The sequence below is a fragment of the Thioalkalivibrio thiocyanoxidans ARh2 genome (genome assembly GCF_000385215.1).
Taxonomy (GTDB): Bacteria; Pseudomonadota; Gammaproteobacteria; order Ectothiorhodospirales; family Ectothiorhodospiraceae; genus Thioalkalivibrio; species Thioalkalivibrio thiocyanoxidans.
On sequence record NZ_ARQK01000061.1, the window covers coordinates 1 to 14,704 of the forward strand.

At 66.6% G+C, this 14,704-nt stretch carries 15 protein-coding genes; 12 read left to right on the plus strand and 3 right to left on the minus strand.

What is annotated here, in order from left to right; genetic code table 11:
- Positions 1-658 precede the first annotated feature (658 nt).
- Positions 659-1,471, minus strand: a complete 813-nt coding sequence (locus G372_RS0112490) for an inositol monophosphatase family protein (RefSeq protein ID WP_018864235.1) — start codon at positions 1,469-1,471, stop codon at positions 659-661.
- Positions 1,472-1,620: 149 nt separating this feature from the next.
- Between G372_RS0112490 and G372_RS0112495 the strand changes: the two genes are divergently transcribed.
- The 10 genes from G372_RS0112495 (at position 1,621) to iscX (ending at position 8,956) form a co-directional block, all read left to right on the plus strand.
- The gene (locus G372_RS0112495; RefSeq protein WP_019623529.1) at positions 1,621-2,358 is read left to right on the plus strand and encodes an RNA methyltransferase; all 738 of its coding nucleotides are present in this window, start codon (positions 1,621-1,623) and stop codon (positions 2,356-2,358) included.
- A 57-nt stretch (positions 2,359-2,415) separates the two neighbouring features.
- Positions 2,416-3,243: a serine O-acetyltransferase gene (cysE, locus tag G372_RS0112500; RefSeq protein WP_196800071.1), complete on the plus strand. Its 828-nt coding sequence runs from the start codon at positions 2,416-2,418 to the stop codon at positions 3,241-3,243.
- A gap of 57 nt (positions 3,244-3,300) precedes the next feature.
- Positions 3,301-3,795, plus strand: a complete 495-nt coding sequence (locus tag G372_RS0112505) for an Rrf2 family transcriptional regulator (protein WP_018864232.1) — start codon at positions 3,301-3,303, stop codon at positions 3,793-3,795.
- A gap of 27 nt (positions 3,796-3,822) precedes the next feature.
- Positions 3,823-5,046 carry an IscS subfamily cysteine desulfurase gene (locus G372_RS0112510; protein ID WP_018864231.1) on the plus strand — a complete coding sequence of 408 codons (1,224 nt, stop codon included), beginning with the start codon at positions 3,823-3,825 and terminating at the stop codon, positions 5,044-5,046.
- A 54-nt stretch (positions 5,047-5,100) separates the two neighbouring features.
- Positions 5,101-5,511, plus strand: coding sequence for a Fe-S cluster assembly scaffold IscU (gene iscU / locus G372_RS0112515; RefSeq protein ID WP_018864230.1), 411 nt, complete (start codon positions 5,101-5,103; stop codon positions 5,509-5,511).
- Positions 5,512-5,518: 7 nt separating this feature from the next.
- Positions 5,519-5,842, plus strand: a complete 324-nt coding sequence (gene iscA / locus G372_RS0112520; RefSeq protein ID WP_018864229.1) for an iron-sulfur cluster assembly protein IscA — start codon at positions 5,519-5,521, stop codon at positions 5,840-5,842.
- 118 nt (positions 5,843-5,960) lie between these two features.
- Positions 5,961-6,485: a Fe-S protein assembly co-chaperone HscB gene (gene hscB / locus G372_RS0112525; protein ID WP_018864228.1), complete on the plus strand. Its 525-nt coding sequence runs from the start codon at positions 5,961-5,963 to the stop codon at positions 6,483-6,485.
- A gap of 30 nt (positions 6,486-6,515) precedes the next feature.
- Positions 6,516-8,399, plus strand: a complete 1,884-nt coding sequence (hscA, locus tag G372_RS0112530; RefSeq protein WP_019623527.1) for a Fe-S protein assembly chaperone HscA — start codon at positions 6,516-6,518, stop codon at positions 8,397-8,399.
- 4 nt (positions 8,400-8,403) lie between these two features.
- Positions 8,404-8,742 (plus strand): ISC system 2Fe-2S type ferredoxin, encoded by a 339-nt coding sequence (gene fdx, locus G372_RS0112535; RefSeq protein ID WP_018864226.1) that lies wholly within the window; start codon positions 8,404-8,406, stop codon positions 8,740-8,742.
- Between the two features lie 10 nt (positions 8,743-8,752).
- A complete protein-coding gene (gene iscX / locus G372_RS0112540) occupies positions 8,753-8,956 on the plus strand; it encodes a Fe-S cluster assembly protein IscX (RefSeq protein ID WP_019623526.1) in 204 nt (67 codons plus the stop codon).
- Between the two features lies 1 nt (position 8,957).
- On the opposite strand, the gene G372_RS0112545 is transcribed toward iscX, so the two are convergent.
- Positions 8,958-10,775, minus strand: a complete 1,818-nt coding sequence (locus tag G372_RS0112545) for an ABCB family ABC transporter ATP-binding protein/permease (RefSeq protein ID WP_019623525.1) — start codon at positions 10,773-10,775, stop codon at positions 8,958-8,960.
- A complete protein-coding gene (locus tag G372_RS0112550) occupies positions 10,776-11,774 on the minus strand; it encodes a diguanylate cyclase (RefSeq protein WP_018864223.1) in 999 nt (332 codons plus the stop codon). It abuts the gene before it with no gap.
- Positions 11,775-11,961: 187 nt separating this feature from the next.
- Between G372_RS0112550 and recQ the strand changes: the two genes are divergently transcribed.
- Positions 11,962-13,842 carry a DNA helicase RecQ gene (gene recQ / locus G372_RS0112555; protein ID WP_019623524.1) on the plus strand — a complete coding sequence of 627 codons (1,881 nt, stop codon included), beginning with the start codon at positions 11,962-11,964 and terminating at the stop codon, positions 13,840-13,842.
- A 56-nt stretch (positions 13,843-13,898) separates the two neighbouring features.
- Positions 13,899-14,654: a DUF3581 family protein gene (locus G372_RS0112560; protein WP_019623523.1), complete on the plus strand. Its 756-nt coding sequence runs from the start codon at positions 13,899-13,901 to the stop codon at positions 14,652-14,654.
- Positions 14,655-14,704 lie beyond the last annotated feature (50 nt).

Here is a 14,704-nt window from a genome sequence, read left to right on the forward strand (position 1 = left end):
ACAACGGCTGTCCTGACGTTCGTGCCAATGGTTGGAGGCAAGGTGTTCCGACATCCTGGGCACGCGCGGCCTTCGGCCCTGGCGTGCCGCGCCCGCAAGCGGGCGCCAGACCCCATCGTAGGATGTGATGAGCGCAGCGAATCGCATCAGGGTTGCCCCGACGTTGGCATGGTGCGTTTCGCTGCGCTCAACGCACCCTACGGCGTACGGGATAGCCAGAAGTGCTGGAACACCTTCTGTTTTGATCTTCCCTCCCGATATGAGCCCCTTGTGGAGGGCGTGACAGGCCGGACGATTCAAAATAGACACGGGGCGCTGACTGTCTGAGCGAAGCGAGTTTCAGCGCCGCCAGCCTGGCGCGTCCGGAGCAAGGTTCCTGGGCGAATCCCGGGCGTGTTTATTGGTCACTTCTTTGCACGAGCAAAGAAGCCCGTTTTTGATTGAAAACTGGCGCGGCGCGCTCGCGAGTGAGTGCTCGGCAGTATGCGGGCCGAAGGCACGTAAACACCGGATGCTGAACCAGGGCCAGCCTCAACAAGGCAGGCGGTCGACCGCAGGTACGTAAGTACCAGACGGCGAACGAGGGCCAGCCTAAACGGTGCGGAGGCGCGGGCGCGCCTGAGCGTTAGCCCGGCAGGGCGATCGAAGGGAGGAGGGCTCAGTCGTTCGTTTGGGCGGCGCGTTCTTTTTCGGCCTGGTGCAGGCGCTGCAGCATGGCCTTGAGGACCTTCGGGTTGCCGGCGACGACATCGCCGCGGCGCAGCACGTCCGGGTTGCCGGCCCAGTCACTGACGACACCACCGGCCTCCTGCACCAGCAGCAGGCCTGCCGCGATGTCCCAGGGCTGCAGGCCCATCTCCCAGAAGCCATCGAAGCGCCCGCAGGCAACCCAGGCCAGATCCAGCGCGGCGGAGCCGGGGCGGCGCACACCGGCGGTACCCGGCACGAGGTGGCGCAGGCTGCTCAGGTAGCGTTCCAGATCCTGCCCTTCGCGGAAGGGGATGCCGGTGCCCAGCAGGGCGCCGTTGAGGTCCTTGCGGTCGGATACGCGGATGCGGCGGCTGTTGAGGAACGCCCCGGCACCCCGCGTCGCGGTGAACAGCTCTTCCTTCAGCGGGTCGTAGACCACCGCCTGTTCCAGCCGTCCCTTGTGCTTGAGTGCTATGGAGATGCCGTACTGCGGGATCTCGCGCAGGTAGTTGGTGGTGCCGTCCAGCGGATCGATGATCCAGACGTACTCCGCGTCGGCCCCGTCCTGCTGCCCGCCTTCTTCGGCCATGATCGTGTGGTCGGGGTAGGCGCGGCGCAGCGTCTGCACGATCGCCTGTTCGGCGGAGAGGTCAACATCCGACACCCAGTCGTTGCGGGCCTTCTCGCGCGTGTTCATGCGATCCGGTCGTCCCCAGGCGCGGGTGGTGATGCGTCCGGCCTCGCGGGCCGCCGATACCGCCGTGTTCAGCATGGGGTGCATGGAGTGTCTCCTGGTGTTCTGCGGGGTGTCCCGCGGGTGCGCGCACGCGCCGCGGAAAGGCCGCGAACAATACACAAGCGGCTCATTTTTGGGAAGTCGCGGGCACCGGTGTGTACAATCCGGCGGCTTGAACGAAGGGGATTCCACGAATGGAGCAACGCCTGGGCCGGGTGCGGGTCGTGCTGGTCGGCACAACGCATCCCGGCAACATCGGCTCCGCCGCGCGCGCAATGAAGGCGATGGGGATTACCGATCTGGTGCTGGTGGCGCCGGAGCGGTTTCCGCATGCCGATGCCACGGCGCTGGCCTCCGGGGCCGATGACCTGCTGGCGCGGGCCCGGGTGGTGGACGACCTGGCGGCTGCGGTTTCGGACTGTGTGTGGGTGATCGGCACCAGCGCCCGGCTGCGCACGCATTCCGTGCCCGTGCTGGGCCCGGACGTCGCGGCCGGACAGGTGCTGACGCATGCGTCCGAGGGGCCGGTCGCGCTGGTGTTCGGGCGCGAGCACAGCGGGCTGACCAACCCCGAGCTGGATCACTGCAATGCCTTTGTCCAGATCCCGACCGTCCCGGATTTCAGCTCCCTGAACCTCGCCGGCAGCGTGCAGGTGATGACCTACGCGCTGCGCATGGCGGCCCTGGCCGGGGAGTCGGTCGCGGAATCAGTCGAGCCCGAGGATGCGCGCGACCCGCGAGCGACCCAGGCGGAGATGGAGGGCTTGTTCAGCCATTTCGAGCGGGCGCTGACGACCATTGAGGTGCTTGACCCCGGGAATCCGCGCCATCTGATGCGGCGTCTGCGCCACCTTTATATGCGCGCGGGGCTCAGTGCCAGCGAGGTGCGCATGCTGCGCGGCATATTGACGCACACGGAGCGTGGCCGCTGAGGCGGGGCGCGCATGGAAGTGATACCTTAGTAAATGACTCAGGAATGAGGCCGGACCATGTTTGACAGGATGCGCGAGGACATTCGCTGCGTGTTCGCACGCGACCCCGCTGCCCGCAACGCCTTCGAGGTGGTGACGGCGTATCCCGGTCTGCATGCGCTCTGGTATCACCGGCTGGCGCACTGGCTGTGGAAGCATCGTATGCGCTGGCTGGGGCGGGTGATTGCCAACTTCAGCCGCTGGGTGACCGGGATCGAGATCCATCCGGGCGCGAAGATCGGGCGGCGGTTCTTCATCGACCACGGCATGGGCGTGGTGATTGGCGAAACGGCCGAGGTCGGCGACGACTGCACGATCTACCACCAGGTGACCCTTGGTGGCACCAGCTGGGAAGGGGGCAAGCGCCACCCGACACTAGGCAACGAGGTGGTCATCGGCGCGGGGGCCAAGCTGCTCGGCCCGATCCACGTGGGTGACCACGCGCGCATCGGATCGAATGCCGTGGTGCTGAAGGATGTCCCCGCGGACGCGACCGCGGTGGGAATCCCGGCGCGGGTCATCGGTCCGCGGCCGGAGCCGGACCCGCGGTTTCAGCAGATGGCCGACCGCATGGGCTTCGATGCCTATGGCGTGGCCCGCGACATGCCCGACCCGGTGGCCAACGCGATTCACCGGATCGTGCATCGCGTGCACGAACTGGACGAGCGCATGGATAAGGCCTGCCAGGCCCTGAAGCGTGCGGGGATCGACCCCGGCGAGGTGGTGGGCGATGCGGACTCGGGGCCGATCGAGCCCTGCGATCTGGAGGGGCTGGAGCCGGACGAATGCGAGGTCCCCCAGCCTGCGGAAAGCCAACAAGAACGTAAACAGCAGGGGAATACTTGATCGTTTTGGTCAGGTATTCTAAGCTGCGCGGCAAATGAGCAGGAAGCAGACACAGCCATGAAACTGACGACCAAAGGGCGCTACGCCGTCACCGCCATGCTGGACGTGGCGATGCACACCAAGAACGGCCCGGTATCGCTGGCCGAGGTGGCACGACGCCAGAAACTGTCATTGTCCTACCTGGAGCAGCTTTTTTCCAGGCTGCGCCGGCAGGGACTGGTGAACAGCAGTCGCGGCCCGGGCGGTGGCTATGCGCTGAGTCGGGAGCCCGAGGGTATCTCGGTGGCCGAGATCATCGTCGCGGTGGACGAGCCCGTGGATGTCACGCGCTGCGGCGGCAAGGCCAACTGCAATTCCGAGTCGCGCTGTCTGACGCATGACCTGTGGACCGATCTCAGCCAGCAGCTCTACGACTTTCTCAGCAACCGGACGCTGGCGGATGTCCTGGAGCGGCATCAGGCGCAGATGGCACAGGATGGCGTGAAAGAAGTGGTCATGCATGGCAACGCCCTGAAGGGCGGTGCAACGAAATCGAGCAATGCGACCGCCTGAGGCGGCTGCGTAAGGAGTGAACGCATAATGAGTGACCTGAAACTGCCCATCTACCTGGACTACTCCGCGACCACGCCGGTCGACGAGCGTGTGGCCGAGAAGATGACCGGCTGCCTGACCAAGGACGGCCTGTTCGGCAACCCGGCATCGCGCAGCCACAGCTTCGGCTGGGGTGCGGAAAAGGCCGTGGAGAATGCCCGTGAACAGGTCGCCGCGCTGGTTGGCGCCGACCCGAAGGAGATCATCTGGACCTCCGGCGCCACCGAGTCCGACAACCTGGCGATCAAGGGTGCCGCGAATTTCTACCAGCGCAAGGGCAAGCACATCATCACGGTCAAGACCGAGCACAAGGCCGTGCTGGACACCGCGCGCCAGCTGGAACGCGAGGGCTTCGAGGTCACCTATCTGGGCGTGAAGGACAACGGCCTGGTGGACCTGCAGGAACTCAAGGACGCGATCCGCGACGATACGATCGTCGTTTCCGTGATGCACGTGAACAACGAGATCGGCGTGATCCAGGACATCGAGGCGATCGGCAATGTCTGCCGCGAGCACGGGATCGTGTTCCATGTGGACGCGGCCCAGTCCGCCGGCAAGGTCGCAGTCGACCTGTCCAAGCTCCCGGTGGACCTGATGAGCTTCTCCGCGCACAAGGTCTACGGGCCGAAGGGCATCGGTGCGCTGTACGTGCGCCGCAAGCCGAGGGTGCGCATCGAGGCGCAGATGCACGGCGGTGGCCACGAGCGCGGCATGCGCTCCGGCACGCTGGCGACCCATCAGATCGTCGGCATGGGCGAGGCCTTCCGCGTCGCCGGCGAGGAAATGGGCACCGAACTCGAGCGCATCCGCATGCTGCGCGACCGCCTGTGGGCGGGCCTCGACGGCATGGAAGAGGTCTACCTGAACGGCGACGCCGAGCAGCGGGTCGCACACAACCTGAATGTCTCGTTCAACTTCGTCGAGGGCGAGAGCCTGATCATGGCGCTGCGCGACATCGCCGTATCCTCCGGCTCGGCCTGTACCTCGGCGAGCCTGGAGCCGTCCTACGTGCTGCGCGCACTGGGCCGCGACGACGAGCTGGCACACAGCTCGATCCGCTTCTCCATCGGTCGCTACACGACCGTCGAGGAGGTCGACCACACGGTCGAGATCGTGCGTGCCGCGGTCGCCAAGCTGCGCGAGCTCTCCCCGCTGTGGGAGATGTACCAGGACGGCATCGATCTGAGCACCGTCGAGTGGGCGGCCCACTAGGCCACCGGCTCGATACCACGAACGCAACGCGTACTACGCAACAGGAGAACGGTCATGGCTTACAGTGACAAGGTTCTGGACCACTACGAAAATCCGCGCAACGTCGGCAGCTTCGACAAGAACGACGACTCCGTCGGCACCGGCATGGTCGGCGCCCCGGCCTGCGGCGACGTGATGAAGCTGCAGATCAAGGTCAACGACGACGGCGTGATCGAAGACGCCAAGTTCAAGACCTACGGCTGTGGCTCGGCCATCGCCTCCAGCTCGCTGCTCACCGAGTGGGTGCGTGGCAAGACCCTGGAAGAGGCGAGCCAGATCAAGAACACCCAGATCGCCGAAGAGCTGGCCCTGCCGCCGGTGAAGATCCACTGCTCCGTGCTGGCCGAGGACGCGATCAAGGCGGCCATCTCCAACTATCAGGAGCGGCACGATCAGGGCGAGCAGGCCGAGCAGAAGACCGCCTGAGGTGCCTATGGCGATTACACTCACCGAACCGGCGGCCGAGCGCATCCAGAGCTTTCTTGCCCAGCGTGGCAAGGGGGTAGGCGTGCGCCTCGGGGTCAGGACGACCGGCTGCTCGGGCATGGCCTACGTGGTCGAGTTCGCGGACGATATCGAGGATACCGACACGGTGTTCGAGGATCGTGGCGTGAAGCTCGTGGTCAATCCGAAATCGCTGGTCTATCTGGATGGCACCGAGCTGGACTTTGGCAAGGAAGGCCTGAACGAGGGTTTCAAGTTCAACAACCCGAACGAGAAGGCCCGGTGCGGCTGCGGTGAAAGCTTCAGCATCTGACTGATGCACGCATCCGGGGTGGTGCATGGTGGTTGCCTGGCAGCCACTGTCCCACCCCGTTTTGCGTTGGGCGCCCGTGCCCGATGCCAGTCTCTCGTTGCGAGGACAACAGGACGTCATGACCGACCCCTTCGAGCAGTTTGACTTGCCGGTCGCCTTCGAGATCGATCGTCAGCAGCTGGCCGAGCGCTTCAAGCGCCTGCAGGCCGAGCTGCACCCCGACCGCTTTGTCCGCCAGGGCGACCAGGCGCGGCGCATGGCCGCGGCCATGGCGGCCGACGTCAACGAGGCCTACGCGATCCTCGACGATGACTACCGCCGTGCGGTGGCGTTGCTGGAGCGCGCCGGCATCACGTTCGATGCCGAACGCGATACCAGCCAGAACATCGAGTTCATCGAGGCCCAGATCGAGTGGCGTGAACGGCTGGAAGAGGCCGAGACCGCTGGCGACCGCGAGGAACTGGACGCGGTGGGGATGGAGCTGGAAAAGGCGCGTGACGAAGCGCGCTCGAAGGTCGCCGAGGCCCTGGCCGATCCGGCGTCACCCGGGACGCAGGCCAAGGATCGTGTGCTCGAACTGCGCTTTTTCGATCGCCTGCTGGCCGAACTGAAACGAACCCGACAGAACCTGGCGCGCGGCTGAGCCGCCGCCGTGTGAAGGAGCCGAATTTCGATGGCGTTACTGCAGATCACCGAACCCGGAGCCGACTCCGCCCCGCATCGGCGGCACCTGGCGGCCGGGATCGACCTCGGCACCACGCATTCGCTGGTCGCCACCGTGCGCAGTGGCGTGGCCGACACCCTGCCGGACGAGCAGGGTCGGCATATTCTGCCTTCGGTTGTGCACTACGCGCCGGATGCGGTGAGCGTCGGGCACGCGGCGGCTGCGCATGCGGCGGATGATCCGCACAACACCATTGCCTCGGTCAAGCGCCTGATTGGCCGCGGTGCGGCAGATGTGGCCACACTGTCCGGGGAGTTGCCGTTTCGGCTGAAGACCGGGGACTCCAGCGTTCCGCGGATCGAGACGGCTGCCGGGGACAAGACGGCGGTGGAGGTCTCGGCCGACATCCTCCATACGCTGCGCGAACGCGCCGAGGCCACACTCGGCGACGAGCTGGAAGGCGTGGTCATTACCGTGCCCGCGTACTTCGACGACCCGCAGCGCCAGGCGACGCGCGATGCGGCGCAACTGGCGGGCCTGAACGTCCTGCGTCTGATCAGCGAGCCGACCGCCGCGGCCGTGGCCTACGGGCTGGACCAGGGCGAAGAGAGCATCATTGCGGTCTATGACCTGGGTGGCGGGACGTTCGATATCTCCATCCTGCAGCTGCGCCGGGGCGTGTTCGAGGTACTGGCCACCGGGGGCGATTCCGCCCTGGGCGGCGACGACATCGACCGCGCGATCGCCGACTGGCTGCTGAACCAGGCCGGGATGACCGGCGAGAGCGACCCGCAGCGCCTGCGCCGCGTGCTGCTGGCCGCGCGCGAGGCCAAGGAGGCCCTGACCGACGCCGAGAACACCCGCGTCGAGGTCGCGCGCGCCGATGGTTCGATCCACGCGGCGGAGCTCGACCGCGCGACGCTGGTGGAACTGGCCCGGCCGCTGCTGGACCGTACGATGGCCGCCTGCCGCCAGGTGCTGGAGGATGCCGACCTGGCGCCGGACGCGATCGACGAGGTCGTACTGGTCGGTGGTTCCACGCGCATGCCGGCGGTCCGCGACGCGATGGAAGCGTTCTTTGGCCGCACGCCGCACGCCGGGATCGATCCCGATCGCGTGGTGGCCATCGGGGCGGCCCAGCAGGCGGACATCCTGGCCGGCAACAAGCCCGATACCGAGCTCCTGCTGCTGGACGTGATCCCGCTGTCGCTGGGGCTGGAGACGATGGGAGGACTGGTCGAGTTCATCATCCCCCGAAACACCACGATCCCGGCCACCCGCGCTCAGGATTTCACCACCTTCAAGGACGGCCAGACCGCGATGTCGCTGCATGTGGTGCAGGGCGAGCGTGATGTGGTCGATGCCAACCGCTCGCTGGCGCGCTTCACCCTGTCCGGTATCCCGCCGATGGTGGCCGGGGCCGCGCGCATCCGCGTGACCTTCCAGGTTGACGCCGACGGGCTGCTGAACGTGACCGCGCGCGAGCAGACCCAGGGCGTGGAGGCGCATATCGAGGTCAAGCCGAGCTACGGCCTGACCGATAGCGAGATCGAGCAGATGCTGCGCGATTCCGCCTCCTCCGCGCGCGAGGACATGGAGGCGCGGCGCCTGCGCGAGGAGCAGGTCGAGGCCGACCGCGTGCTCGAGGCGCTGGATGCCGCGCTGGAGACGGACGGCGATCGCTACCTCGAGGCCGAGGAGCGCCAGACCATCGAGCAGGCGCGCGACGCGCTGCGCGCCGAACGCGAGAAGGGTGCCGATCCCGACGCCATCGAGGCCGCGCGCAAGCGCGTGGAGCAGGCCTCCGAGGCCTTTGTCGCGCGGCGCATGAATGACAGCATCCGGCGCGCGCTCGCCGGACACAACGTTAGCGAATACGACGCAGGGAACTGACAACATGCCCCAGGTAATCTTTCTGCCCCACGAGGAAATCTGCCCGGAGGGGGCCTCCATCGAGGCCGAGCCGGGCATCAGCATCTGCGATCTCGCCCTGAAAAACGGGATCGAGATCGAGCATGCCTGCGAGAAGTCCTGCGCCTGCACGACCTGCCACGTGTACGTGCGCGAGGGTTTCGACAGCCTTGAGGAGCCGACCGAGGACGAGGAAGACATGCTGGACAAGGCCTGGGGTCTGGAGCCGGATTCCCGGCTCTCCTGTCAGGCGCTCGTGGCCGACACTGATCTGGTGGTCGAGCTGCCGAAATACACCATCAACCAGGTCTCCGAGAACCACTGAGGGCACGGCTATGAAGTGGACCGATACTCAGGAAATCGCGATTCAGCTGGCGGACGAGCACCCGGACGTGGACCCGCGCAACATCAACTTCATGGATCTGCGCCAGTGGGTCATGGAGCTGCCGGAGTTCGACGACGACCCGAACCGCTCCGGTGAGCGCATCCTCGAGGCGATCCAGGCCGCCTGGATGGACGAGGCCGACGTCGACGACTGAGCTATTCGCCAGGCGTCGCCGGATGAGGCTGTTCGGCCTCCTCCTGCTGGTGGCGCCATAGCCGCGCGTAGGCGCCGTTCAGGGCCAGCAACTCGCGGTGCGTGCCGCGTTCGACCACATGGCCGTGCTCCATCACCACGATCTGTTCGGCGTCGATCACGGTCGACAGCCGATGCGCGATCACGAGTGTGGTGCGCCGCGCCGAGACCTCGTTCAGCGCGCGCAGGATCGCCTTCTCCGAGCCCGAATCCAGTGACGAGGTCGCCTCGTCGAAGACCAGGATCGGTGGATCCTTCAGCAGCATGCGGGCGATCGCGATGCGCTGTTTTTCCCCGCCCGAGACCTTCAGCCCCCGTTCCCCGACGATCGTATCCAGCCCGTCCGGCAACTGGGCGATGAAGTCGTCCAGGTGGGCGAGGCGTACCGCGCGGCGGATCGCCTCCTCGTCCGCGCCCGGCTGGCCGTAGGCGACGTTGTAGCGGATGGTGTCGTTGAACAGCACGGTGTCCTGCGGGACGACACCAATGGCGCGACGCAGGCTGGCCTGCGTGACCTCGCGTATGTCCTGGCCGTCGATGGTGATGCGCCCGCCGTCCACGTCGTAGAAGCGGAACAGCAGGCGCGCCAGGGTGGACTTGCCGGCCCCGCTGGGGCCAACCACGGCCAGCTTGTGCCCGGCCGGAATCTCCAGCGAGACGTCCTCGAGGATCTGCCGGCTGGCGTGGTAGCCGAAATTCACATGCTCGAATCGTACCGTGCCCGCGCGGACCGCGAGATCGGGGGCACCCGGGCGATCCTCCACCTGAACGGGCTTTTCCAGCAGGCCGAACAGCCGTTCGATGTTGGCCAGTGACTGGCGAATCTCGCGATAGACGAAGCCGAGGAAGTTCAGCGGCATGAACAGCTGGATCATGTAGGCGTTGACCATCACCAGATCCCCCAGCGACATCTCGCCGGCCGCCACCTGGCGCGTGGCCAGCAGCATGATCACGGTGATCGCGGCGGCGATGATCAGGGCCTGCCCGGAGTTCAGCAGAACCAGCGACAGGACGTTCTTGGTGCGCGCCTGTTCCCAGGCGGCCAGCCCGCGGTCGTAGCGCTCGGCCTCGAAGGACTCGTTGCCGAAGTACTTGACCGTCTCGTAGTTCAGCAGGCTGTCGATCGCGCGGGTGTTGGACTCGTTGTCGCGCAGATTCGCCTCGCGCACGAAGCGTGTGCGCCATTCCGTGATCCAGATCGAGAACGCGATGTAGACCGCGACCGCCACCAGCACCGTGACCATGAATACCGGCCCCACGGCGATCAGCAGGATCACCGCGACCAGCACGATCTCGATCAGGGTCGGCAGGATGTTGAATACGGTAAAGCGCAGCAGGAAGCTCATGCCGCTGGTGCCGCGCTCGATGTCGCGCGCCAGGCCGCCGGTCTCGCGCGCAAGGTGAAAACCCAGCTCCAGGCGGTGCAGGTGCTGGAACACGCGCAGCGAGGCGCGGCGCATCGCGCGTTCGGCTACGCGCACGAATACCGCATCGCGCAGCTCGCCGAACAGCGTGCTGCCAAAGCGCAGCAGACCGTAGCCGATCACCAGGGCGACCGGTACGGCCACCAGCGCCTCGGTATCGGCGTCCTCGAAGTGCTCGACGATGTACTTCAGTGCCAGCGGGATCGCGACCGTGGCCAGCTTGGCCAGGCCCATCAGCACAAGCGCCAGGATCAGCCGCCCGCGAAACTCCGCCAGATAGGGCAGCAGGCTCTTGAGGATGCGCCAGTTTACCGCCCCGGGCGGCGGGGCATCCGGATGTGTCGTGTGGCCGCGCATTCAGGCGCTTTCGACGCGGTTGCGGCTGGCGCGCTTGGCCGCGTACAGCGCCTGATCGGCACGTGCGATCAGGGTTTCCGCGGTGTCGCCCGGCTGGCAGGTGGCCACACCGAAGCTCGCGGTCAGCGGCGGGTCGGTCCCGAAGTCATGCGCCGCGATCACCTGGCGCAGGGCCTCGGCGAGATTCGCGGCCTGCTTGGCCGTGGTATTGGGGCAGAGGATCAGAAACTCTTCGCCACCCCAGCGCGCGGCGGTATCGGAGCTGCGGATGCGCTCGCGCAGGAGCCGTCCGGTCTCGCTCAGGACATGGTCGCCCCGAGCGTGCCCCTGCTGGTCGTTGATGGTCTTGAAGTGATCCAGATCCATCAGGATCGCAGTCAGGGGGCTCGCGTCGCGGCGGGCCCGCAGGATCGCTTCCTCGATGGCATGGTTACCCTTCAGGCGGTTGTGCAGACCCGTGAGAGGATCCGTGGTGGCCAGGCGCTCGAGGTGCTCTTGGGCGGCTTCCAGGTCGCGCGTGCGTTCGCTGACCATGCGCTCAAGCACCTGGGCGCGGTCCTCCAACTCCTTGATCGGGTAGGGCTCGTCGGCCCCGTGGACGGTGGCGGGGAACGAGCCGTGCAGGTGCGCCAGACGCCAGCCGTCGTCTGTGCGCCGAAAAACCAGGGTGCCCCTCAACTCGTTGAGCTTGACCTGCTGTCCGTGGATCCGGGTGTGCATCGCGAAGGTGATCATCGCGATCGCGACCTCCGGGTGCGGAAAGGTCACGTGTTCGCGCTGGATCGTGTAGTCGAAGGACTCCGGCGCCTGCTCGATATCGCGCCGAATAACCGAAGCGGCCTCCGCGGGCGAGAACGCCGCCTCGTCCATGCCGGTGCCGAAGCCGCAGAGCGTGTCGGTATGAAGTGCGAGCAGCTGATCGAGGTCCCGCTGCCGCAACCAGGCATCCAGGTACTCGCGGACCGCGCTGCGGACTTCCTCGTCAACCGAATTGGGCATGCTTTCGGGCCATCACGTCTGGTGGTGGATGCGGGTCGGGCGGGGTGGTGACCAATGTACACGGTGGTGCTGGATTCGTACCAGTTGCGACCGGAGAGAGTGCCCGGACGGGCCGGGCCGTTTCGAGGCTTGCAGCCTTGCCGGGCATTCGGCAGGCTTCGGTGTTTGCCAACCCCTGGAGCTTCTCTTGGAACCGACACGTCTCGCCGCCGGGCACGCGCAGGGAAGCGCTCCGGCCATTGCGCCGCTGGACATCCTGCGCGAGACCTTCGGCTATTCCGATTTTCGTGGCCAGCAACAGGCGATCATCGAGCATGTGATCGCCGGTGGCGATGCCGTGGTGCTGATGCCTACCGGCGGCGGCAAGTCGCTGTGCTACCAGGTGCCGGCACTGGCCCGCCCGGGCTGTGCGGTGGTGATCTCGCCGCTGATTGCGCTGATGCAGGACCAGGTGGCGGCCTTGCGCCAGAACGGGGTGGCCGCGGCCAGCCTGGATTCCGGTCAGGACGCCGAGACCGCGCGCGGTGTGCTGGCCGCACTCCATGCGGGCGACCTGGATCTTCTGTACCTGTCCCCGGAACGTCTGTTTGCCTCGGGCATGCTGGAACGCCTGCAGGGGATTGAGCTGGCCCTGTTCGCAATCGACGAGGCGCACTGCGTGTCCCAATGGGGCCACGATTTCCGCCCGGAATACGGCCAGCTCGCGGTGCTGGCCGAGCACTTCCCGGCTGTCCCGCGCATGGCGCTGACCGCCACGGCCGACGGGCCGACCCGCCAGGAGATCCGCGAGCGGCTGCGGCTGGAACAGGCCCGCGCATTCATCAGCTCCTTTGACCGCCCCAATATCCGCTATCGCGTGGCCCAGGCCGATGGAGGGCGCGCGGGTGCCCCGCGCGATCGGCTGCTGCGCTTTATCCGCGAGGAGCACGCGGGCGAGGCGGGCATCGTCTATTGCCTGTCGCGCAAGAAGGTCGACGCCCTGGCCGAGTGGCTGGCGGAGCAGGGGGTTCCGGCGCTGCCCTACCACGCGGGCCTCTCCGCCCGCACACGCACGGAGAACCAGACCCGCTTCCTGCGCGAGGAGGGTGTGATCATGGTGGCCACGATCGCGTTCGGCATGGGGATCGACAAGCCCAATGTCCGGTTTGTCGCGCACATGAACCTGCCCAAAAGCCTGGAAGGCTACTACCAGGAGACCGGGCGCGCAGGGCGCGATGGGCTGCCGGCCAATGCCTGGATGGTCTACGGCCTGCAGGACGTGGTGACCCTGCGCCAGATGCTGGAGGGCTCGCAGGCCGGCCCTGAGCGCCAGCGCATCGAGCAGCAGAAACTGGACGCGATGCTGGGCTTCTGCGAGATCACCAGCTGCCGCCGCCAGGCGCTGCTGGCGTACTTCGACGAACACATGCCGGAGCCCTGCGGGACCTGCGACAACTGCACGGACCCGCCCGCGACCTGGGATGCCAGCGTGCCGGTGCAGAAGCTTCTGTCTTGTATCTACCGTACTGGCGAGCGCTTCGGGGCCGGGCATGTGATCGACGTGCTGCGGGGTTCTTCGAGCGAGCGTCTGCAACGGCTGGAGCACGACCGACTGAGTACCTACGGGATCGGCACCGAGCTGGACAAGATGCAGTGGCGCGGGGTGGTGCGCCAGTTGCTGGCCCGTGGACTGCTCCGGCTGGACGACGCGGGTCACGGCGGCTTGCGCCTGGATCCCTCCTGCCGGGGCGTGCTGCGCGGAGAGGAATCCATCCATCTTCGCGAGGAGCAGGCCCGCCCGGCGCGCCCGGCCAGGCCCGCGCGCCGCGATACCGCCCGCAGCGTATCCGCGATGGATCCGGAAGATCGCAGCCTTTGGGAACGTCTGCGGGCGCTGAGAACCGAACTGGCACGCGAGCAAGGCGTGCCGCCGTATGTGATCTTTTCCGACGCCACACTGCTGGAGATGGTGGCCAGCGCGCCGCGTACGCCGGAGGAGATGGCCGGGATTACCGGGGTGGGGCAACACAAGCTCGAGCGCTACGGCGATGCGTTCATCCGGGCCATCGAGGGGCATTTCGGGCTATAGTGGTGCAAACGCCGGGACAGGCCCAATAACAAGACGACGACATCCGGGGAGACCGCGTGAGCCATACCCCTTTCCTGAAAGATTTCTACGAACTCCGGGATGGCCAGGTGGTGGTCACGCCCGAGCAGGGCAGCGAGTTCGCCAAGACGCTGGCGGGCGACTTCAACCCGATCCATGACGCCGACAACCGGCGTTTCTGCGTGCCCGGCGATCTGCTATTCGCGCTGGTGCTGGATACGTTCGGCGCGAGCGCGAGCATGCATTTTCGCTTCACCGGAATGGTGGGCGGACACGTGCCCCTGATCTTCCCGGAGCGCCCGGGCGATGCGTTTGCCATTACGGCGGACGGCGGCAAGAGCGTGATCGAGGTCGAGCGCTCCGGGCGTGTGATCGATGATCCGGATGTGATCGAATCGCTGATCCGCAGCTACGTCAGCTTTTCCGGGCAGAACTTCCCGCATGTGCTCGTGCCGCTGATGGAGAAACACGGGGTGATGGTGAACCCCAAGCGCCCCCTGGTGATGTACGAGCGCATGGGTTTCAGCCTGCCGGAGCCGCTGGCCGCAACGGCCGGCGTCCCGGAGCCGCGGCTCAAGGACGCGGTGATGACCGTGAACGGCAAGCGCGGCGAGATCCGCCTCGACTACGAGCTGGTGATCGACCAGGCCGTGGTGGCAGAAGGCAGCAAGCACCTGGTGCTCAGCGGGCTGCGCCCGTACGACGCCGCGGATGTCGAACAGCTGGTGGCCGACTACGAGAGCTGGAAGGCCGCCTACACTGGCGAGGCCCGCGCACGGCGGGTGGTCGGCTAGGTCCGCAAACTCCGAATGCTTCGGAATCGCTATGTGGGCAACCTACTGAG